The following is a 19,305-nucleotide window of genomic DNA, read 5'->3' as shown; positions in this document are numbered from 1 at the left end:
CCGGCCCACCGCCTCGCCCCGTTGATGTTCACCACCTTCCCGCAGCTCGCCGACACGCTGACCTTTACCAAACACAACCCGGGCCGCCCCGGTGAGTGGGAGCACGCCTGCCTGGACTGGCTCGGCGACGCCGCCGACCGCGGGGGAGTACCCGTGGCCGGGGTCGTGGGCACCGGTGGCGCGTCCGGCGAGGACCTGCTGCTGCAGCGGGTCGGGCAGGTCGCGCCGACGCCGGCGCACGCCGAGGAGTTCGGCCGCCGCCTGGCCGTGACCCACGCCTGCGGTGCGCCGTCCTTCGGCTCGGGGCCGGCCGGCTGGGACGGCCCCGGCTACCAGGGGCCCAACGACAACCTGCTCGAGCTGCCCCTGACCCCGCACGACCGGTGGGGCGCCTTCTACGCCGAGGTGGTGCTCGGGCCGCTGGAGCGTCGTGTGCCCGGCGGGATCCCCGGCACCGCGCGGCTGCTCGACCGGCTCACCGCCGGCGACTTCGACGATGATCGCCCGCCGGCCCGGCTGCACGGCGACCTGTGGTCGGGCAACGTGCTGTGGGGACGCGACGGGGCGGTGCTCATCGACCCGTCCGCCCACGGCGGCCACCCGCTGACCGACCTGGGGTTCCTCACCATGTTCGGCGCCCCGCACCTGGAGCGCGTCCTCGGCGCCTACGCGGAGGCCGCCGAGCTGGACGCCGGCTGGCGTGACCTCCTTGAGCTGCACCGCCTGCAGGTGCTCTACCTGCACGCCGCGGTCTTCGGCGGCGGCTACGTGTCGGAGGCCGCTGCAGGCGTACACCGTGCGCTGACCCTGTGACCTTGTGGGAGAATGAGGGCCATGACCACAGCCACTTCCTCCGGTGACATCACGCCGCTCTCCCCGCCCGACTCGATGAACCGGGTGGCCCCACGCTACGTGCCGGCCCGCTACGTCTGCGACCTCCCGTGGACGGTCATCCCGCTGGTCGCGGTCGTCGTCGGCGCGGTGCTCGCCTCCGACGGACTCGCCCTGACCCTGTGGATCATCGCCGCGGTCCTGGTGGCCGTCCTCTGCTGGCAGGTGTGGTTCATCCCCACCCAGGCCAGGCGGCGGCGCTGGTTGGAGACCGAGGACGAACTGCTGATCACCAAGGGACGGCTGTGGCGGACCTTCACCGTGGTGCCCTACGGGCGGATCCAGTACGTGGACGTCACCGCCGGGCCGGTCGACCGGCTCTTCGACCTGAAGAAGGTGAAGCTCAACACCGCCTCGTCCACCAGCGACTCCACCGTCGTCGGACTCACCGGTGCCGACGCCGACGCGCTGCGCGACCGGCTGTCCGTCGCCGCGCGCGAGAGGATGAGCGGACTGTGAGCACCCAGGCTGCGGTGGAAGAACCGGCGGGAGTTCCGGAGGGAGACCGCTGGCGGCGCGTCCACCCGCTGAGTCCGCTGCTGCGCATGTGGGCCGTGCTGGTGGGTATCGCCGCCGTGCTGCTGGCACAGCAGGCCGAGACCCTGGGACGGTTGCGTGACCTGCTGGCGGACACCTCACTGCCCACCGCCCTGGTCGTCCTGGTGGCGGTGGTCGCGCTGCCGGTGGTGTTCTTCGTCGGCTGGGTGGTGTCCCTGCCGTGGTGGCGCGCCACCGGCTACCGCATCACCGACGAGGAGATCGCGGTCCGTCGCGGCGTGTTGTCCCGCCAGCTGCGCACGGCACGTTTCGACCGGGTCCAGGCCGTGGACGTGGTCGAGCCGCTGGCCCCGCGACTGTTCCGTCTGGCCGGGGTGCGGGTGGAGACCGCCGGCGGGTCGGACAGTTCGGTCAACGTGGAGTACCTGCCGCGGGCCGACGCCGAGACGTTGCGCGCCGACCTGCTGCACCTGGTCAACGGGACGCCGGAGGGCGCCGACGAGTTCCCGGAGCGCCACGACGGCCCCGCAACTGCGACTGCGACTGCGTCTGCGGGGTCGGGCGAGGACACCGCCCGGACCGTGGTGCCCACGATCCCGATCACCCGCTCGGTCGTGGCCGCGGCCCTGTCCGGGTCCTCGCTGCTGGTGGTGGTCGGTGTGGTCGTCTCGGTGGCGACCCCGGCCGGCGCGGCGGTCCTGCTGCCCGCGCTGGCGGGTGCGGTGCCGTGGTTCTGGGGTGTGCTCAACGCCAGCTGGCGGTTCACCGCGAAGCTCGACGGCGACATCCTCGGCATCACCTTCGGGTTGTCGGAACGTCGCCGTCAGTCGATCCCGCTGGGCCGGGTGCATGCCGTGGAGGTGTCGCAACCCCTGGTGTGGCGGCTGTTGGGCTGGTGGAAGGTACGGGTCGACGTCGCCGGCTACGGCAACGGTGAGGGCTCGAAGGGGTCCACCACCACGGTGCTGCCGGTGGGCGAACTGCCCGTGGCGCTGCACGTGCTCGAACTCCTCAGCCCGCTGTCGACTCCGGAGATCACCGCTGTCGCGCACCCGCAGGGCCGTCCCGACGGGCTCGACGGGGCGCAGGACGCGGCGTCCGGCGCCGGGGTGCGCACCTACCTCAGCCCGCCGTCTGCGAGGTGGGTCTCGCCGGTGGACCGCACCCGCCAGAGCGTCACGCTGGTCACAGACCCGTCCAGCACCCCGTCCAGCGACACGTCCCTGCACCGGGAGGGGCAGTTGCGTGCGGTGGTGTCGCACCGCGGACGGTTGCGCCGGGTGGTGTCGGTGATCTCCCCGGCGCACATCCAGGAGCTCACGCTGCGCAGCGGTCCGGTGCAGAAGGTCCTGGGCCTGGCCGGTGTGCGATTCGACCTGGTGCCCGGTCCGGTGATGATGGCCGGACGTGACCTCACCGACGTCGACGCGACCGACCTGGTCAGCCGGCTGCGCGCGCGGAGTCTGCCGGCGCCGGAGCGTCCTCGCTCCACCCGGGGTGCCCCGCAGGCCTGAGCGCCCACCAGGCGCAGGTCGCCGTGAGTACGAGGACGACCACGTTGCGCAAGGCCAGCACCACGGTGGCGGCGAAGTCCGGCGGGTTGGCGATCAACCAGTCGTAGAACACCGGGTACACCAGGGTGGTCAGCAGCGCGGCGACGAGGATCTCCACGGCGACAATGGTGCCGATGGTGCTGGTGGTGCTGCCGCCACCGGCCCGCCGGCTGACCAGCAGGGCCACCGCGGCGATCGGTGCGATCCACGCCAGGTACTGCGGGGAGAACACCTTGTTCGTCACGATGATGAGCATGATCAGCATCATCGCGAAGGTCACCGCCCGCCCGGGCGTCCAGTCGTCGCGCAGCAGGCGGCGCAGCGCCCACCCGAGCGCCAGCAGGATGCTCGCCGCGGTCAGCAGGGTCAGCACCGTCAGCGCCACCCCCACACCGGGTCCGGCGATCTCGTAGCTCTTCGAGCTGGCGTAGCTGACCGTCCAGGGGTTGGCGGACGACGACATCAGGTCGTGCAGGCCCGCGGCGAGCATGAACGGAGTGGCACCGATCGACTCGACCTGCAGGCCCCGGTCGCCCTGGTAGGTCAGCGGGGAAAGCAGCCGGTCCGTCTCGCCGAGGGCGACGACCAGCAGACACAGCACCACCAGCGAGGCGAGGAACCAGGCCACGCGCACCCAGGTGCCCGCCCGCCGGAACCCGCCGACCAGGGCGGCGCCGAGAACCCCGGGCCACAGCTTCATCATCGTGGCCACCGCGAGCAGCACCGTGGCCAGACGCGAGTAGCGGGCGCCGGCGAAGAGCATGGCGGCGAAACCCGCGACGAGGATGCCGGGGAAGATGTCCAGCCTGGTCAGGAAGATCGGTCCGGACCCGGCGGCGAACAGGATCCAGAACCAGGCGGGCCACACCGTGCCCCGCGGTGTGCCCGCCCGCCACAGGTACACCGTGAATAACGCCGAGACCAGCAGCGACAGGACGACGAAGCCGACGACGAAGGCGTCCTGCGAGGGGGTGAGCCACTCGACGATCCGGGCCGGCCACGTGCCGACCTCGGGGTACTCGTCCATCGCGGTGGGGTCGAGACCGGCGAGGCCGGAGTGGTAGTAGCGCACGTCGCCGGTGGACGTCCCGGCCACCGCGATCCACACCACGGCGATGAGGTGGGCGAGCACCCAGCCGACGGCGGCGGTGGCCGGGCGGGACAGTCGGCGGTGCCGGGCGGCGGCCGACTCAGGAGGCGTGGGTGTCTCGGGGCGGGGTGAACTCACAGCAGGGATCTTATCGTAGGCCGCGTACGGTCCCCGGCGCCGACGGGGTGGGGCCGGTGCCGGGCGGGGGCCCCGCAAGGGTATAAATTATCCTGAATGGAACTTATCCTTCTTGTCTTCGTGGCGGTCCTCGTGGGGGCGTGCATGCAGCGGGTCTCCGGCATGGGGGTCGGACTGGTCGGTGGGCCGGTGCTCAGCATCACCCTCGGTCCGGTCGAGGGGATCATGGTGATCAACGTGATCGCCGCGGTCAACGCCGCGATGTCCACGGTCACCGTGCGCCGCGACATCGACTGGGGGAAGTTCGCCCTGATCGGCTCGGTGATGGTCGTCGGGGCCGTGCCGGGGGCCTGGCTCATCCACGTGATCTCCCCGGCGGTCCTGCAGATCGTCGTCGGTGCACTGCTGCTGGTCGCCCTGGGGATCACCACCTTCGGCAAGCGCTACATCCCGCCGATGTCCGGGAGACTGCCCGCCGCGATCTCCGGGATCGTCGGCGGGTTCAGCAACACCCTCGCCGGTGTCGCCGGCCCGGTGATCACGGTCTACGCCCAGGCGTCGCGCTGGGACCAGCGCACCTTCTCCGCCACGCTGCAGCCCCTGTTCATCGTCTCCGGGGTGGTCAGCTTCGCCATCAAGGTAGCCACCGGCGCCGGCGACATCTCCGGCACGCCGTGGGGGATCTGGCCGGCGGCGTTGGTGGCGATGGTCATCGGCATCGCCGCGGGCATGGTCTTCGCCCGGCGGATCGAGAGGGAGAAGGCCCGCGTGCTGGCCGTCACGATCGCCTCGCTGGGCGCGGCCACCGTGCTCGTCCGCGGTGTGATGGCCCTGGCCTGACGGGGGCACGGCCCCCCTCAGGGCCACGGTGGTCTAAGGTGGGCACACGTGCGCGATTCAACTGCAGAAGCAACTGTCCCGTCCGGACGGCTGAGCCGACGGGCGTTGGTTGTCTGGTTCGCCGCGGTCATCGCCTACATCCTCGCGATCACCGGGCGCACCTCCCTGGGTGTCGCCGGTGTCGAGGCCATGGACCAGTTCCACATCGACGCCTCCCGGCTGGCCGTGTTCACCTCCGTGCAGCTCGGGGTCTACGCCTGCGCCCAGATCCCGATGGGCATGCTCATCGACCGCTTCGGTGCCCGCCGCATGCTTGTCGTCGGCGCGCTGATGATGGGTCTCGGTCAGGTGCTGCTCGGGCTGACCACGTCCTATCCGGTGGCGATCGTCGCCCGGGTGATCATCGGGTCGGCGGACGCCACTGCGTTCCTGTCGGTGATGAGGATCCTGCCCGCCTGGATCCCGCCGCGTGAGGCCCCGGTGTTCACCCAGCTCACCGGTGGGCTCGGCTACATCGGCCAGTTCATGTCCGCCGTGCCGTTCTCGATGCTGCTGCACGCCTACGGCTGGTCCCCGGCGTTCCTGTCGCTGGGGGCGGGAAGTGTGCTGGTGGCGCTGCTGGCGTGGGTGGCGGTGGCGGACTCCCCGTTCCCGGACCGCACGCTCACGGACGCAGGGAAGGACCGGGGGACGGACCGGGGGCGGGACGAGCGGCGCGGGATCCGGGCCACGTTGGCCTTCGTGGTCCGCCAGCCCGCCTGCTGGCTCGGCTTCTTCATCCACTTCACGCTGATGAGCCAGGTCGTCTTCACCCTGCTGTGGGGAGTGCCCCTGATGACGTTGGGCATGGGCCTGAGCGGGTCGCAGGCCTCGGGGATCCTGGTGCTCAACATGGTCGTCAGCGTTGTCCTGGGCCCGGTGATGGGCGTGATCTCGGGGCGGGCCAGGCGCCGACGCCCCGAGGTCACCCTGGTCGCCACGCTGATCGTGGCGACGACCTGGGCGGTGTTCTTCATGTCCCCGGACCCGCGTGGTCTGGTGGCCGTCGCGGTGGTCAACGTCATCGTGCCTGGGCTGGCCCCGGTGGCGAACTACGGTTTCGACACCGTGCGTGAGGAGGTCGACCGCAGGTTCACCGCCACGGCGACGGGCCTGTCGAACATGGGCGGCTTCCTCGCGGCGATGGTCGCGGCCCAGGCCGCCGGGCTGGTGCTGGACGCGGTCTCCGACGGCGGGGACTACACCTGGGGCGACTTCCGCCTCGCCTGGTGCGCCCTCGGGGTGGTCTGGGTGTTCGGCATCGTGGGCCTGCTGGTCAGCAGGGTGAAGATGCAACGCTGGCGTGACCGGACTGCCGCAGCCACTGCCACTGCCACAGCCACAGCCGATAGCGCGGACGAGGCTGCTCAGTAGGTCGGCAGCCCCGGGTGCAGGACACGCACCCACTCCAGGACGCCGCCGTCCAGGTGCGTCACGGACTCCTCACGTCCGGCGAAGGAGGACGCCACGGCGTCCACCGCCAGTGCCGAGCGCGCCCCGGAACGGCAGTGGAAGATCACGTCCCGCCCGCCGACGCCGTCCGGCAGGGCGTCGGCACCGGCCTGCTGCAGGGCGGCCAGGGGGACGGCCCGCGCCCCGGGGATCGACACGATGTCGCGCTCCCAGTCCTCGCGCACGTCCACCAGCACCGCGCCGGACCGCAGCCGGGCGTCCAGCTCGTCGACCGACACCGTCGCAGCCACAGCGGGTCCGGGCCCGGGTGAGCACGCCTGCGTCATGTCCTGCACCGAGGTGACCAGGGGTGCCTCGGGGTCGGGGAGGACACGCAGCTCACGGAAGCTCATCGCCAGCGCATCGTGCAGCAGCACCCGTCCGTACAGTGGCTCACCGCACCCGGTGACTAGCTTCACCACCTCGGACGCCATCAACGACCCCAGCGTGCCGGGCAGTGCCCCGACAACCCCACCGGCGGCGCAACTGGGCACCGATCCGGGCGGGGGAGGGTCCGGGTGCAGGTCACGGTAGGTGATCCCGTCGTGCGAGGGGCCCGACCAGAACACCGACACCCGGCCCTCGAAGCGCAGCACCGAGCCCCACACGCACGGGGTGGAGGTCAGGGTGCAGGCGTCGGAGACCAGGTAGCGGGTGGCGAAGTTGTCGGCACCGTCGACGACGAGGTCGTAGCCGCCGACCAGCTCCACGGCTTGTGCGGCCCCCAGGCGCATTCCGTGTCGTTCCACGGTGACCAGCGGGTTGATCCCGGCCACGGCGTCGGCGGCGGAGTCGACCTTGGGTTCACCGACAGCATCGATGCGGTGCACGACCTGGCGTTGCAGGTTGCTGACCTCCACCACGTCGTCGTCCACGATGCCCAGGGTGCCCACCCCGGCGGCGGCGAGGTACTGCAGCACCGGCGAGCCCAGCCCGCCGGCGCCGACGACGAGCACCCGGGCCGCCTTGAGCCGACGCTGCCCGGTCACCCCGATCTCCGGCAGGCTCAGGTGCCGGGCGTAGCGCGCGGACTCCTGCGCGGTGAGCTGCGGACCCGGTTCGACGAGGGGATTCGGGAGAGGTTTCACAGGGGGATTCACTGCACTCCCGCCGGGTCGATCAGCCCGTCCTGCGGGGAGGACGCCACCGCGCCGCGCGCCCACGGGCGCCGTGGGATGCGTCCGGCGCCGCGGGCGAGGCGCCCGGCCTCCACGGCGTGGCGCATGGCCAGGGCCATCGCCGCCGGGTCCTGCGCGCGGGTCACCGCGCTGGCCAGCAGCACCCCGTCGCAGCCGAGCTCCATGGCCAGCGTCGCGTCGGAGGCGGTGCCCACCCCGGCGTCGAGGATCACCGGTACGGTGGCGTTTTCGCAGATCATGGCGATGTTGTGCGGGTTGAGCACCCCCAGGCCCGTGCCGATCGGCGAGCCCAGCGGCATCACCGCGACCGCCCCGGCGGACTCCAGGGTGCGGGCCACCACCGGGTCGTCGGAGGTGTAGGCGTAGACCTCGAAACCGTCGGCGGTGAGTTGTTCGGTGGCGTCGACGAGTTCCACGACGTCGGGCAGCAGGGTGCGGTCGTCGGCGAGGATCTCCAGCTTCACCCGGTTCGTGCCGAGCGCCTCTCGTCCCAGGCGGGCGGTGAGCAGGGCGTCGCGGGTGGTGTAGCAGCCGGCGGTGTTCGGCAGCACGTCGATGCCCAGGCGGGACAGCAGCCCGAACAGGGAGGTGCCGGTGGTGGGGTCGAAGCGGCGCAGGGCGACGGTGGTCATCGTCGTGCCGGACGCGGTGAGCGCGTCCTCCAGCACCTCCAGGGAGGTCGCCCCGCCGGTGCCGGTGATCAGGCGGGAGCCCAGGGTGCTCGAGCCGATGGTTAGTGCGTCGGTGTTCACGGTGCGCCTAGCCTCCCTGCATCGCGGTGATGATCTCGACCTGCGCGCCGTCGGGCGTCACGGTGCTGGCCCAGCGGCTGCGCGGCACGATGCCGGAGTCCAGGGCCACGGCCACGCCGAGCTGGTCGGAGTCCGGGTCCTGTCCGGTGACGTCGGAGACGACGTCGCTGACCGTGGTCTGCGGGTCCACGCTGCGCGGCGTGCCGTTGACGGTGATCTGGTTCATGGTTGGTCCAGGGTCCTTTCCAGGGAGGTGGTGGCGAGCAGGGAGGTGTCGGCAGGATCCGCAGAGCCGGCAGAGCCGGCAGAGTCGCTGACGAGCGCGCCGACGAGCCGGGCGCTCACCGGCGCCAGCAGCACCCCGTGACGCGAGTGGCCGGTGCACACCAGCACCCCGTCCACCGCACCGTCGTCTCCGGGCACCGGGCCCAGGTAGGGGATGTCGTCGGGGGTGCCGGGCCGGGCGCGGGCGAGCATCTCGGTGAGCTCCAGGTCGGCGGCACCGGGCACCAGGATCTGCGCGTCGCGCAGCAGCTGGTGGGCGCCCTCGAGGGAGACGCCGTCGAAGCCGTCCTCGCGTTCGGTCGCCCCGATCACCATGCCCCCGTCCTGCCGGGGCACGAGGTAGACCGGCCGGCCGTCCACGAGGCCGCGCACGGTGCGTTCCAGCAGTGCAGGACGCCCCGGGCGCAGGCGGGCGCGCAGGATGTCGCCGTGCACCGGGCGCAGCGCGACGCGTGCCGCCTCCGGCAGCCCGCCGATGTCGGACAGGGCGAGACCGGGGCTCAGCACGGTGGTGTCGGCGTGCAGGCGGGTGCCGTCGTCGAGCAGCACCCCCGTCACGGCCCCGCTACCGTCCTCACGCAGGACGGTCCGGACGCGGCCACGGTGCAGCGTTCCCGCCGGGCCCGGGACGCCGGGCGCGCCGCTCGCGTCGTTCGGCGCCGTGAGCGCCTCCAGGAGGGCGTCCACCAGCATGCGCGGGTCGACCTGGTGGTCGTCGGCGAGCAGGAACGCCCCGGCGATCCCCGGAGACAGCGCAGGCTCCAGCCGCCGGGCCTGCCGCACGGTGAGCTGCTCCACCGACATGCCCCCGGCACGCTGCACCTCGGCAAGGTCGGACAACGCCGCCACGTCACCGCGCGTGGCACCCACCCCCAGCGTGGCAGTGGCGCGGTAACCCACCGGGTGGCCCACGGCGTCCTCCAGCCCGGCGATGAACTCCGGGTAGGCGGCGGCGGAGGCGAGCATCAGCGGGCGGATCCGGTCGTGGCCGTGCACGACCTCGCTGACCGCGGCGAGCATGCCGGCGGCGGCACGGCTGGCGCCGGACCCCGGGGCGGGGTCGACGACGGTGACGGTGTGTCCGGCCTGCCGTAGCGACCAGGCCGTACTCAGCCCGATCACCCCGGCGCCGACGACAAGAATGTCGGGCATCTGCGTTCTGTTCCTCCGGCGGCATGATCCGCATCAGGTGTGAACGGTCGACCGGTGTGCCCCGGTCCTCTCAGCCCCGGCGTCGGGGGCTCCCGTCGTTCGCTTAACGACTACCATCACACCACATGGACCCGCAGCAGCGCACGAACGACCCCGCCACGACAGGCTCCCGGCGTCGCAGCCGACTGCAGGACGCCTCGCTCTACCTGTGCACCACGGCGCGCCGGGAGCAGGGCGACCTGGAGGACTTCCTGCACGCCGCCTTCGACGGGGGCGTGGACATCGTGCAGATCCGTGACCGTTCGGTCAGTACCAGCGAGGAGATTGCCGCGCTGCAGGTGCTGTCCGGCGTCGCCGCCGAGCACGACGGACTCGTCGCCGTCAACGACCGGGCGGACGTCGCGGTCCTGGTGGGGGCGGACGTACTGCACGTCGGGCAGGACGACCTGAGCGTCGCGCAGGCGCGGCGGATCGTGGGGCCCGACGTGCTGGTGGGCCTGTCGACCCACTCGGCCGAGCAGGCGAGGGCGGCGATGCGGGACGACGCACTGGACTACTTCTGCACCGGCCCGGTGTGGGAGACCCCGACGAAGCCGGGGCGGACCGCCACCGGCCTGGAACTGGTGACCCGTACCGCGGAGATGCTCGACGCGGCCGGGAGCACGAAACCCTGGTTCACCATCGGCGGGGTCAACGAGGCGACCCTGCCGGCGGTCGTCGCGGCCGGGGGACGCCGCGCGGTGGTCGTGCGTGGGGTGACCACCGCCGACGACCCGCGGGCCGCGGCGGCGGGGCTCAAGGGGATCCTGCGGGGCCCCTGAGCGGAGGTGCGGCGAGTTAGAGCTCGCTGACGGGGCGCTCGCCGTCGACGAACTCGACGGTGCGCTGACCGGACACGGTGTCGCGTCCGGCGAACTCCACCACGGCGTCGGCGACGAGTTCACGCGCGGTGTGCGAGTCGGCGCGGTCCAGGTCGGCGGTGACCGGGGCGAAGCCGCCGGCCGGCTCCTCGGTGAGCGCGGCCGGGCCGAGGATCACGTAGTCCAGGCCCTCGGTGGCGACGAGGCGGTCGTCGACGGTCTTCTTCGAGTCCGCGTAGGCGAAGAAGTCGTCGCTCTCCGGCACGGTGTGGTTGCGCGCACCGGCGTAGGAGACGTTGATGTAGCGGGGCGTGGTACCGGCGTCGCCGGAGTCACGCAGCCGCTCGAGGGAGTCGATGACGGCCAGGGCGGCGTCGCGGTCGACCGCGTAGGTCACGTCCTGACCTGCCCGGCCACCGTTGCCGGCGGTCCACACCACCACGTCGAAGCCTGCGAGTACGTCGTCCCACTGTGCCGGGGTGAGGGCGGTGACGTCCTTGACCAGGGCGGAGGCGCCGAGCGACTCGATCTCCGCGGTCTGGTCGGGGTTGCGGATGAGGGACGTGACCTCGAAGCCGTCCTTGACGAGTTTCGGTGCTGCCAGCAGTCCGACCTTGCCGTGCCCGCCGATGATGAGAATGTTCGTCATGTTGTGCCTCCTGTTGGTGTGGTGTGACGGTGCCGTCTCTGGTCGCCGTCCCTCCCCACAACAGGTGGACCGTGCGGTCTATTCCGGATGCGCCGTCTGCTTCGTCTCCGCGTGTGGTCGCGGGCGTAGTCTGGGTCACGTTCCATGAAGATCAGTGATGCAGCACATATGTGAGGAGCAGTGCCCGTGAATCTCGAGCTCTCGGAGGAGGACGTCGCCTTCCGCGACAGACTCCGCGGTATTTTCGCTGACGTGCCCGCGGAGATCCGCGACCGCATGCGCGCCGGCCACGTCACCCGCGACGACATCGTCGCCGCGCAGCGCGTCCTGAACCACCACGGTGTCGCCGTCCCGCACTGGCCGGTCGAGTACGGCGGGCAGGACTGGACCCCCGTCCAGTCCCACATCTACACCAACGAACTGCAGCGGGCCGGCATCCCTGAACCGCTGGCCTTCAACACCGGCATGGTCGGCCCCGTGATCGCCGCGTTCGGCAGCGAGGAGATCAAGGACCGGTTCCTGGCGAAGACCGCCAACCTGGACATCTGGTGGGCGCAGGGCTTCTCCGAACCCGGCGCAGGCTCCGACCTGGCGGGCCTGTCGACAACCGCCGTGCGCGACGGCGACCACTACGTGGTCAACGGGCAGAAGACCTGGACCACGCTGGGCCAGTACGGCGAGTGGATGTTCCTGCTGGCCCGTACCGACCCCTCGGCGCCGAAGAAGCAGCAGGGGATCTCCTTTCTGCTCGTCGACCTGGACACCCCGGGCATCGAGCGCCGCCCCATCCGCCTGATCGACGGGTCCGTGGAGGTCAACGAGTTCTTCTTCACCGACGTGCGCATCCCGGTGGAGAACCTCGTCGGAGAGGAGAACAAGGGCTGGACCTACGCCAAGTTCCTGCTCGGCAACGAGCGCAACGGCATCACCCAGGTCGGCACGAGCCAACGCCAGTACGCCGACGTCGTGGAGGCGGCGGCGCAGCGCACCCTCGGCGGGCGCTGCGTGATCGACGACCCCCTGTTCCGCGACCGCCTCTACGACGTGAAGCTGCGGCTCAAGGCGGTCGAGGCCACGCAGCTGCGGGTGACCGCCACGAGCACGGACGGTAAGCCCAGCCCGCTGTCCTCGATGCTGAAGATCGAGGGCAGCCGCCTGCTCCAGGAGATCAACGAGCTGGCCGTCGAGGCGCTCGGCAGCGACGCCGTCGAGATCACCGGTGACGAGCACGGGGACGAGCACGGCGATGCCGTCGTGCGCTACCTCAACAACCGCAAGGTCTCCATCTACGGGGGCACCAACGAGGTCCAGGCGAACGTCATCGCCAAGGCCATCCTCGGACTCTAGGAGCGACACGACCATGGATCTTTCCCTGACAGACGAGCAGCGCATGCTCGCCGACTCCGTCCGCAGCGTCTTCTCCGGCGCCGAGGACGACCCCACCAGTGGTGCCGACGCCCCGGACGGGGCGCTCACCTTCCGCCGGGACCTCTGGCGGCAGGCCGCGGAACTCGGGATGACGGGCCTCGTCATCGACGAGAGGTACGACGGCGCGGGGGCGGGCGTGGGCGAGGCCTACGCCGCCGCCGGCGTGCTCGGCGACCTCGTCGTCCCCGAACCGGTCACCGACCTGGCGCACGTCCCGGCGTGGCTGCTGCAGGACCTCGGCTCAGAGGACCAGAAGTCGACATGGTTGCCGGGCATCGCCACCGGTGAGCGGCTCGTGGCGCTCGCCCACGCCGAAGCGGGCACGGGCTGGTCCGACCCGCGTGGCGCCACCGTCGTCGACGGTCGGCTCAGCGGCACCAAGCGGGCGGTCGCCGCCCCCGGCGACGTGGACGCCTTCCTCGTCACCGCGGTGCAGGACGGTGCCCTCGGCGTCTACCTCGTCACCGCCGACGACGGCGTGACGGTGAGCGTCCACCGTGACGCGCAGTGGGCCCCGGTCGGGAGTGTGGAGTTCCGCGACGCCCCGGCCGAGCGGCTCGACGGCGACGGCTCGGAGCAGGCACCGGAACAGGCGCCGGAACAGGCTCTGCGCCGTGCCGTCGCACTGGCGCGTGTCGTCGAGGGCGGTCGGGCGGCGGGGCTGATGGGCGCGGCGATGACGCGGACCGTGGAGTACCTGAAGGTCCGCAAGCAGTTCGGCGTGACCCTCAACAACTTCCAGGTGCTGACACACAGGGCCGCCCAGCTGTACTCGGACGTGGAGCTGGCCCGTTCCACCGCCCTGTGGGCTGCGGCCATGGCGGAGACGGCAGAGGCGGCAGACAACGGCGAAATTGGTCTTGAGGAGCTCGAGGCCGCGGCGTTGGACAGCTACGTCTTCCTCGCCCGGCAGGCCCGGGTGGTGGCCGAGGAGTCGATCCAGCTGCACGGTGGCATCGGCGTGACCTACGAGACCGCGGTCAGCCACTACGCGGCGGCGTTGACCGGCTTCCGGCAGCTCTACGGCGGCGTACTCGAGGCCAGGGGAGAGGGTGTGGCGTCCAAGGGGCTGGTGGATACGCCGAGTGCGCTGCTGAACAACCAACTGTTCACCTACGGCTAGGACGGGGCACCACACGGAGCACCCCGCGCCGCGTGCCGGATTCGGTCTTCGCGTGCCGGCGGAGGGACGGATCCGGCACGTGACGCGGGGGCGTCGTCCGGGCGACCGGCAGGGCGTCCGGCAGACATACGGGAGAACCCCCGCCACAAGAACGTGTGGCGGGGGTTCGGCTCCGTGCCGTCGAGGTGTACCGGACTAGCAGTCGTAGTACAGCTCGAACTCGTGCGGGGTCGGGCGCAGACGGGCCGGGGAGATCTCATTCTCGTACTTGTACGCGATGTAGGTCTCCAGCAGGTCGTCGGTGAAGACGCCACCCTCGGTGAGGAACTCGTTGTCGTCCTCCAGGGCCTTCAGCGCGGCCTCGAGGGAGGTCGGCGCGGTCGGGATGGTGGCGGCCTCCTCCGGGGGAAGCTCGTAGAGGTCCTTGTCGACCGGGGCGTGCGGCTCGATGCGGTTCTTGATGCCGTCGAGGCCGGCGAGCATCATCGCTGCCATACCCAGGTAGGGGTTGCCCGAGGGGTCCGGCGCGCGGAACTCGAGGCGCTTGGCCTTCGGGTTGGAGCCGGTGATCGGGATACGCACCGCGGCGGAGCGGTTACGCTGCGAGTAGACCAGGTTGATGGGGGCCTCGAAGCCCGGCACCAGACGGTGGTAGGAGTTCAGCGTGGGGTTGGTGAACGCCAGGACCGCACCGGCGTGGTGCAGGATGCCGCCGATGTAGTAGCGGGCCAGGTCGGACAGGCCGGCGTAGCCTGCCTCGTCGTGGAACAGCGGCTTGCCGTCCTTCCACAGCGACTGGTGGGCGTGCATGCCCGAACCGTTGTCACCGGCCAGCGGCTTCGGCATGAACGTCGCCGACTTGCCGTGGGCGGCGGCGGTGTTCTTGATGATGTACTTGAACGACTGCAGGTCGTCGGCGGCGTGCAGCAGGGTGTTGAACTTGTAGTTGATCTCCTGCTGTCCACCGGTGCCCACCTCGTGGTGGAAGCGCTCGAGGTCGTAACCGGAGGCCGCGAGGTTCTTCACCATCTCGTCGCGCACGTCCACGGTCTGGTCGTACGGCGGGACCGGGAAGTAACCGCCCTTGACGCGGGTCTTGTAGCCGGTGTTCGGGGTGCCGTCGGTGTTGGTGTCCTTACCGCGGTTCCACCAGCCCTCGTTGGAGTCGACCTCGTAGAACGCGGAGTTCTGGTCGGCGGAGTAGCGCACCTTGTCGAAGAGGTAGAACTCGGCCTCCAGGCCGAAGTTGCAGGTGTCGGCGATGCCGGTGGACGCGAGGTATTCCTCGGCCTTGCGGGCGACGTTGCGCGGGTCCCGGGAGAAGGGCTCACGGGTGAACGGGTCGTGGACGAAGAACTTCACGTTCAGGGTCTTGGTCTTGCGGAACGGGTCGACCTTCGCCGTCGCCAGGTCGGGCAGCAGGTTCATGTCCGACTCGTCGATGGTGGTGAAGCCGCGGACCGAGGAGCCGTCGAAGGCCAGGCCGGTCTCGATGGCGTCCTCGTCGAAGGCGGCCGCGGGAATGGTGAAGTGCTGCTCCACGCCGGGGACGTCAGTGAATCGGACGTCGACGAACTCGATGTCGTTGTCCGCGATGTACTTCGTGACCTCTTCGGCCGTCTTAAATGCCACTTCTGGACTCCTTGCAGTCATGTTCGACCCAACTCGTTGTCTCGTTGTCTCACGATGGGATTTCACCCTGCCGGGTGCGTCGGGAGCGATTCTATTGTGGGGTTGTTGCCCTAATGTCAATCCAATGTTACCGGCGTGTAACTGGTCGTCACTGCCGGTGGGACGAAAGGGGTTGCGCTCCGGGGCCGAAATGGTCGTCCCCGGCCGGGGCGTGACCTCAAGGATACGGGCAGTGGCATTCGGGTGTGCACAGTCGGGGTGTACCACCGCAGAATTGGGGGGCCGTCACAGGGCCGGTACGCTTGAGCATCATGGCGAAACGGCAGAACAGCAGTGGTACCGGTGATGAGCGTCGTCAGCGTCGCAAAGGCATGCGGGAGGACCGTGCCCGGCAACCGAGTTGGCTGGAGGGGCCCCAGGTCCCCGGCAAGTACGAGGACCCCCACGACCTGAGCTCCTACCCGGGCAAACTGCTCGGACTGCCTGCGTCCGGGCCGGGCTCGGTCTCCCCGATCTTCCCGCGCACGCTGGCTCTTCTGGTGGACTGGCTGATCTGCTACGGCATCGCCTTCTTCATCACCCAGATGACCGACGCGCTGGGCGGGGTGTCCACCGTGGTGCTGATGGTCTGGGTCGTGTGGCGGGTCGTCACGGTGTGGCTGTTCGGGCAGTCACCGGGCCACGCACTGCTCGGCATCGGCGTCGCCCGCGTGGACGACCCGGACGCCCGTGTCGGCTTCGTGCGCGCGGTGGTGCGCACCGTGCTGACCATCTTCCTGTTCCCGCCGCTGATCCAGGACACCGACAGTCGCGGCATGCACGACCGGGCGACGGGTACCGCGGTGATCCGCACCCGCTGACCGTCGCGGACCTCGCACACGAAACCCCGCGCGGATGGTGGTCCTGACCCCTCAGACCGACATCCGCGCGGGGTTTCGTGCACTGCGGCGCGACGTACGAGGAACCCCCGGGAACCGTCCACGTGTCGGACGGTCCCCGGGGGTTCTTCAGGCCCTCTGGGAGAGGGGTCAGCCCTTCTTGTTGCGCTGGGCGGCGCGACGGGCACGGCGGTTCACGCCGGCCGGGTTCGCGGCGTTGCGCGGCATCGGACCCTTCGGGAGCATCGACTCACGCGAGTGCAGGCGGGCGATCGACTCCACCTTGCTGTTGAGGCCGTCGACCTCGTTCTTCTTGATGTTGCGCGGCAGACGGACCAGGTGGTTCTGCAGCTTGCGGATCTGGACCTCGTCCTCACCCTCGCCGACGTACACGTCGTAGATCGGGGTGTTGCCGAGGATGCGGGCCAGACGCTTGCGCTCCTGGGCCATCATCGGCTTCAGACGGTGCCGGCTTCCCTCGCCGACGAGCACCACACCGGGCACGCCGACCACGCGGTGGATGGCGTCCATGTGGGTGTTCGAGGCCACGGCGGTCTCGGTGATCCACTTGACGCCGACACCGTCACGCAGGTTCTGCAGCGCCCAACCGGCGGCACCTGCCTCGCCCTCGATCTGGTCGTACACACCGGCCTGCAGACGGCGGGAGAAGACCCAGAAGCCCACCATCACACCGATGGCGATACCCACGATGAGGTTCAGCCACCACCAGCCGAAGAAGTAGCTGAGCCCCAGCATGACCAGCACCGGGACAAGGAACCCCAGCAGCATGTAGGGGATGAGCTTCTTGTCCTTCTTGCGCTGCATCTGGAAGGCCTGCCACATCTGGCCTCGCGTCTGCTTGCGACGTGACTTCTTGGCGGCCTTCTCGAGCCGCTTGTTTTCTTTCTCCCGGGGATCCTTCGCCATACCGCCTACCTTAGAACATCGGAGCCCCAGGACCGACAACGGCCATCCGCCGGGGCGGGGAACAACTTACCGGGCGGACGAGACCGGGGTCTCGACCGACGGGCCGTACTTGTCCAGCAGGGTGCTGGCCTCCTGGCTGGTGGTGGACCCCAGGGTCTCGCCGAGGTGGGTGAGGTTGTCCGGAAGCGACTCGCCGCGGGCGGCCTTGGCCTCGGCGTAGAGACGCCCGGAACGGTAGGACGAACGGACCAACGGGCCGGACATGACCGCACCGAAGCCGAGCTCCTTGGCGAACTCGGAGTGCTCCATGAACTCCTCCGGCTTCACCCACCGCTCGATCGGGTGGTGCATCGAGGTCGGGCGCAGGTACTGGGTGATGGTGATGATGTCGCAGCCGGCGTCCTTCAGGTCGGTCAGGGAGGACTGCACCTCCTCGGCCGTCTCACCCATGCCCAGGATCAGGTTCGACTTCGTCACCAGGCCGAAGTCACGGGCGGCACGGATGACCTCCAGGGACCGGTCGTAGCGGAAGGCCGGACGGATGCGCTTGAAGATGCGCGGCACGGTCTCCAGGTTGTGGGCGAAGACCTCGGGGCGTGCCTCGAAGACCTCGGCCAGCAGGTCGGGCTTCGCGGAGAAGTCCGGGGTGAGGTTCTCCACGCCGGTGTGCGGGTTGACCTCGTGGACCTTGCGCACGATCTCGGCGTACAGCCACGCGCCCTCGTCGTCGAGGTCGTCGCGGGTCACGCCGGTGATGGTGGCGTAGCGCAGGTCCATCTCGCGGATGTTCTCCGCCACGCGGCGCGGCTCGTCACGGTCCAGCGGGGTGGGCTTGCCGGACTTGATCTGGCAGAAGTCACATCGACGAGAACAGGTGTCGCCACCGATGAGGAAGGACGCCTCGCGTTCCTCCCAGCACTCGTGGATGTTGGGGCAGCCGGCCTCCTGGCACACCGTGTGCAGCCCGGCACCGGCGACCCGGGACTTCATGTCACGGTATTCCGGGCCCATCTTGGCCTGCGTGCGGATCCACCGCGGCTTCTGCTCGATGGGGGTCTGGGAGTTCTTCGCCTCGATGCGGAGAAGTCGTCGTCCGTCTGATGTAACAGTCACGGCCCCCACCCTACGCTGCATCGTTCAGTGACGCTAACTGACTCCCATCGTCGAAAGCAGACCAAAAAGCCTGTTCAGGACGGTACGGCGCCGTGTGCGAGCTCCTCCGGGACGTCCACCTCCGACATCTCGAGCGCCCCGTCCAGTGCGTCGAGCAGGTGTCCGGTGAAGATCCCGGTGACGTCGGCGACGGTCACGTCGCGGCCCAGTTCCTCCGACAGGGTGGTCACCCCGGTGTCCGCCAGGCCGCAGGGCACGATGTGGTCGTAGTACTCCAGGGTGTTGTCGCAGTTCAGTGCCACACCGTGCATCGTGACCCCGCGGGTGACGCGGATGCCGACGGCGGCGACCTTCCGGGCGGGGACGAGCTCGCCGCGGCGCAGCCCGGCGGGCAGCCACACGCCGGAGCGTCCGGGGACGCGTCCGGCGTTCTCCAGCCCGACCTCACGGCACGTCGCGAGGACGGCCTCCTCGATCCGACGGACGTAGTCGACCACGTCGATCGGGTCGGCGAGCTTCACGATCGGGTAGGCGACGAGCTGCCCCGGCCCGTGCCAGGTGATCCGGCCACCGCGGTCCACGTCGACGACGGGCAGGCCGTTGGTGGGCAGGTCCTCGGGCTGGGTGCGTTTGCCGGCGGTGTAGGTCGGCGGGTGCTGGAGCAGGAGCACGGTGTCGTCGATCTCGCCGTCGGCACGGCGGCGGGCGAGTTCGGCCTGACGGTCCCAGGTGGACAGGTAGTCCACCGTCCCGAGGTCGTCGACGGTGACCGGAGAGTCCGACAGCCGGATGGATCCGTGTTGATATCCCATGACTAACGACTCTACCCCGCCGCCGCACAAGTGCGGGGACGGGGTAGGACGGGG

19 protein-coding genes are annotated in these 19,305 nt (G+C 70.3%); 9 read left to right on the top strand and 10 right to left on the bottom strand.

The genetic code is table 11. From position 1 onward, the window contains the following. The first annotated feature begins 24 nt into the window (after nt 1–24). From ACT3UN_RS07360 to ACT3UN_RS07350, 3 genes are all read left to right on the top strand, one after another. Nucleotides 25–813 carry a fructosamine kinase family protein gene (locus tag ACT3UN_RS07360; protein ID WP_441582437.1) on the top strand — a complete coding sequence of 263 codons (789 nt, stop codon included), beginning with the start codon at nt 25–27 and terminating at the stop codon, nt 811–813. 75 nt (nt 814–888) lie between these two features. Continuing rightward, the gene (locus tag ACT3UN_RS07355; protein WP_301443036.1) at nt 889–1,350 is read left to right on the top strand and encodes a PH domain-containing protein; all 462 of its coding nucleotides are present in this window, start codon (nt 889–891) and stop codon (nt 1,348–1,350) included. Then, nucleotides 1,347–2,903 carry a PH domain-containing protein gene (locus tag ACT3UN_RS07350; protein ID WP_444656815.1) on the top strand — a complete coding sequence of 519 codons (1,557 nt, stop codon included), beginning with the start codon at nt 1,347–1,349 and terminating at the stop codon, nt 2,901–2,903. The genes ACT3UN_RS07355 and ACT3UN_RS07350 overlap by 4 nt, the downstream gene beginning before the upstream one ends. On the opposite strand, the gene ACT3UN_RS07345 is transcribed toward ACT3UN_RS07350, so the two are convergent. Continuing rightward, entirely contained in the window at nt 2,830–4,170 is a 1,341-nt protein-coding gene (locus ACT3UN_RS07345; protein ID WP_444656814.1) for a hypothetical protein, read from the bottom strand. The two genes, ACT3UN_RS07350 and ACT3UN_RS07345, sit on opposite strands and share 74 nt — an antisense overlap. 96 nt (nt 4,171–4,266) lie before the next feature. Between ACT3UN_RS07345 and ACT3UN_RS07340 the strand changes: the two genes are divergently transcribed. Further along, the gene (locus ACT3UN_RS07340) at nt 4,267–5,010 is read left to right on the top strand and encodes a sulfite exporter TauE/SafE family protein (protein WP_301444324.1); all 744 of its coding nucleotides are present in this window, start codon (nt 4,267–4,269) and stop codon (nt 5,008–5,010) included. 48 nt (nt 5,011–5,058) lie between these two features. Continuing rightward, the gene (locus ACT3UN_RS07335) at nt 5,059–6,423 is read left to right on the top strand and encodes an MFS transporter (protein WP_444614819.1); all 1,365 of its coding nucleotides are present in this window, start codon (nt 5,059–5,061) and stop codon (nt 6,421–6,423) included. Here ACT3UN_RS07335 and moeB read toward each other — a convergent pair. Genes moeB through thiO form a run of 4 tightly spaced genes read right to left on the bottom strand, consistent with a single transcriptional unit; the run spans nt 6,417 to nt 9,829 of the window. Further along, the gene (gene moeB, locus ACT3UN_RS07330; RefSeq protein WP_301444214.1) at nt 6,417–7,589 is read right to left on the bottom strand and encodes a molybdopterin-synthase adenylyltransferase MoeB; all 1,173 of its coding nucleotides are present in this window, start codon (nt 7,587–7,589) and stop codon (nt 6,417–6,419) included. The two genes, ACT3UN_RS07335 and moeB, sit on opposite strands and share 7 nt — an antisense overlap. A gap of 8 nt (nt 7,590–7,597) precedes the next feature. Next, nucleotides 7,598–8,392: a thiazole synthase gene (locus ACT3UN_RS07325; protein WP_441579296.1), complete on the bottom strand. Its 795-nt coding sequence runs from the start codon at nt 8,390–8,392 to the stop codon at nt 7,598–7,600. A gap of 7 nt (nt 8,393–8,399) precedes the next feature. Next, nucleotides 8,400–8,618, bottom strand: a complete 219-nt coding sequence (thiS, locus tag ACT3UN_RS07320; protein WP_301444213.1) for a sulfur carrier protein ThiS — start codon at nt 8,616–8,618, stop codon at nt 8,400–8,402. Beyond that, nucleotides 8,615–9,829 (bottom strand): glycine oxidase ThiO, encoded by a 1,215-nt coding sequence (gene thiO, locus ACT3UN_RS07315; protein ID WP_444656813.1) that lies wholly within the window; start codon nt 9,827–9,829, stop codon nt 8,615–8,617. The genes thiS and thiO overlap by 4 nt, the downstream gene beginning before the upstream one ends. Before the next feature lie 125 nt (nt 9,830–9,954). Between thiO and thiE the strand changes: the two genes are divergently transcribed. Next, entirely contained in the window at nt 9,955–10,650 is a 696-nt protein-coding gene (thiE, locus tag ACT3UN_RS07310; protein ID WP_301443241.1) for a thiamine phosphate synthase, read from the top strand. 16 nt (nt 10,651–10,666) lie between these two features. Here thiE and ACT3UN_RS07305 read toward each other — a convergent pair whose 3' ends face one another. Then, complete coding sequence (locus ACT3UN_RS07305) at nt 10,667–11,338, bottom strand: NAD(P)H-binding protein (protein ID WP_301443240.1); 672 nt, start codon at nt 11,336–11,338, stop codon at nt 10,667–10,669. Between the two features lie 186 nt (nt 11,339–11,524). Between ACT3UN_RS07305 and ACT3UN_RS07300 the strand changes: the two genes are divergently transcribed. Beyond that, a complete protein-coding gene (locus tag ACT3UN_RS07300; protein WP_441579294.1) occupies nt 11,525–12,685 on the top strand; it encodes an acyl-CoA dehydrogenase family protein in 1,161 nt (386 codons plus the stop codon). Between the two features lie 13 nt (nt 12,686–12,698). Beyond that, nucleotides 12,699–13,889 carry an acyl-CoA dehydrogenase family protein gene (locus ACT3UN_RS07295; protein ID WP_444656812.1) on the top strand — a complete coding sequence of 397 codons (1,191 nt, stop codon included), beginning with the start codon at nt 12,699–12,701 and terminating at the stop codon, nt 13,887–13,889. A gap of 195 nt (nt 13,890–14,084) precedes the next feature. Here ACT3UN_RS07295 and glnA read toward each other — a convergent pair whose 3' ends face one another. Then, nucleotides 14,085–15,521, bottom strand: a complete 1,437-nt coding sequence (gene glnA / locus ACT3UN_RS07290) for a type I glutamate--ammonia ligase (RefSeq protein ID WP_301443237.1) — start codon at nt 15,519–15,521, stop codon at nt 14,085–14,087. A 371-nt stretch (nt 15,522–15,892) separates the two neighbouring features. Here glnA and ACT3UN_RS07285 point away from each other — a divergent pair, with 371 nt between their 5' ends. After that, complete coding sequence (locus ACT3UN_RS07285; RefSeq protein ID WP_301443243.1) at nt 15,893–16,381, top strand: RDD family protein; 489 nt, start codon at nt 15,893–15,895, stop codon at nt 16,379–16,381. Nucleotides 16,382–16,549: 168 nt separating this feature from the next. Here ACT3UN_RS07285 and ACT3UN_RS07280 read toward each other — a convergent pair whose 3' ends face one another. The 3 genes from ACT3UN_RS07280 to lipB form a co-directional block, all read right to left on the bottom strand. Further along, a complete protein-coding gene (locus ACT3UN_RS07280) occupies nt 16,550–17,326 on the bottom strand; it encodes a DUF4191 domain-containing protein (RefSeq protein ID WP_441583026.1) in 777 nt (258 codons plus the stop codon). A 66-nt stretch (nt 17,327–17,392) separates the two neighbouring features. Continuing rightward, on the bottom strand, nt 17,393–18,439 hold the full coding sequence (gene lipA, locus ACT3UN_RS07275; protein ID WP_444656811.1) for a lipoyl synthase: 1,047 nt from the start codon (nt 18,437–18,439) through the stop codon (nt 17,393–17,395). A 74-nt stretch (nt 18,440–18,513) separates the two neighbouring features. Then, nucleotides 18,514–19,251, bottom strand: coding sequence for a lipoyl(octanoyl) transferase LipB (gene lipB / locus ACT3UN_RS07270; protein ID WP_301442525.1), 738 nt, complete (start codon nt 19,249–19,251; stop codon nt 18,514–18,516). Between the last annotated feature and the right edge of the window lie 54 nt (nt 19,252–19,305).

The sequence above is a fragment of the Corynebacterium sp. AOP12-C2-36 genome, assembly GCF_052379185.1.
In the GTDB taxonomy this organism is placed as follows: Bacteria; Actinomycetota; Actinomycetes; order Mycobacteriales; family Mycobacteriaceae; genus Corynebacterium.
The sequence above is the reverse complement of the archived record's forward strand: the minus strand, read 5'-3'. Positions and strand labels throughout refer to the sequence as shown.

Bases quoted from the DNA above. Each gene is read 5' to 3' on its own strand.
- ACT3UN_RS07360 (WP_441582437.1), top strand. From the start codon at position 25: ATGTTCACCACCTTCCCGCAGCTCGCCGACACGCTGACCTTTACCAAA.
- ACT3UN_RS07355 (WP_301443036.1), top strand. From the start codon at position 889: ATGAACCGGGTGGCCCCACGCTACGTGCCGGCCCGCTACGTCTGCGAC.
- ACT3UN_RS07340 (WP_301444324.1), top strand. From the start codon at position 4,267: ATGGAACTTATCCTTCTTGTCTTCGTGGCGGTCCTCGTGGGGGCGTGC.
- thiS (WP_301444213.1), bottom strand. From the start codon at position 8,618: ATGAACCAGATCACCGTCAACGGCACGCCGCGCAGCGTGGACCCGCAG.
- thiO (WP_444656813.1), bottom strand. From the start codon at position 9,829: ATGCCCGACATTCTTGTCGTCGGCGCCGGGGTGATCGGGCTGAGTACG.
- thiE (WP_301443241.1), top strand. From the start codon at position 9,955: ATGGACCCGCAGCAGCGCACGAACGACCCCGCCACGACAGGCTCCCGG.
- ACT3UN_RS07305 (WP_301443240.1), bottom strand. From the start codon at position 11,338: ATGACGAACATTCTCATCATCGGCGGGCACGGCAAGGTCGGACTGCTG.
- ACT3UN_RS07295 (WP_444656812.1), top strand. From the start codon at position 12,699: ATGGATCTTTCCCTGACAGACGAGCAGCGCATGCTCGCCGACTCCGTC.
- ACT3UN_RS07285 (WP_301443243.1), top strand. From the start codon at position 15,893: ATGCGGGAGGACCGTGCCCGGCAACCGAGTTGGCTGGAGGGGCCCCAG.
- ACT3UN_RS07280 (WP_441583026.1), bottom strand. From the start codon at position 17,326: ATGGCGAAGGATCCCCGGGAGAAAGAAAACAAGCGGCTCGAGAAGGCC.
- lipB (WP_301442525.1), bottom strand. From the start codon at position 19,251: ATGGGATATCAACACGGATCCATCCGGCTGTCGGACTCTCCGGTCACC.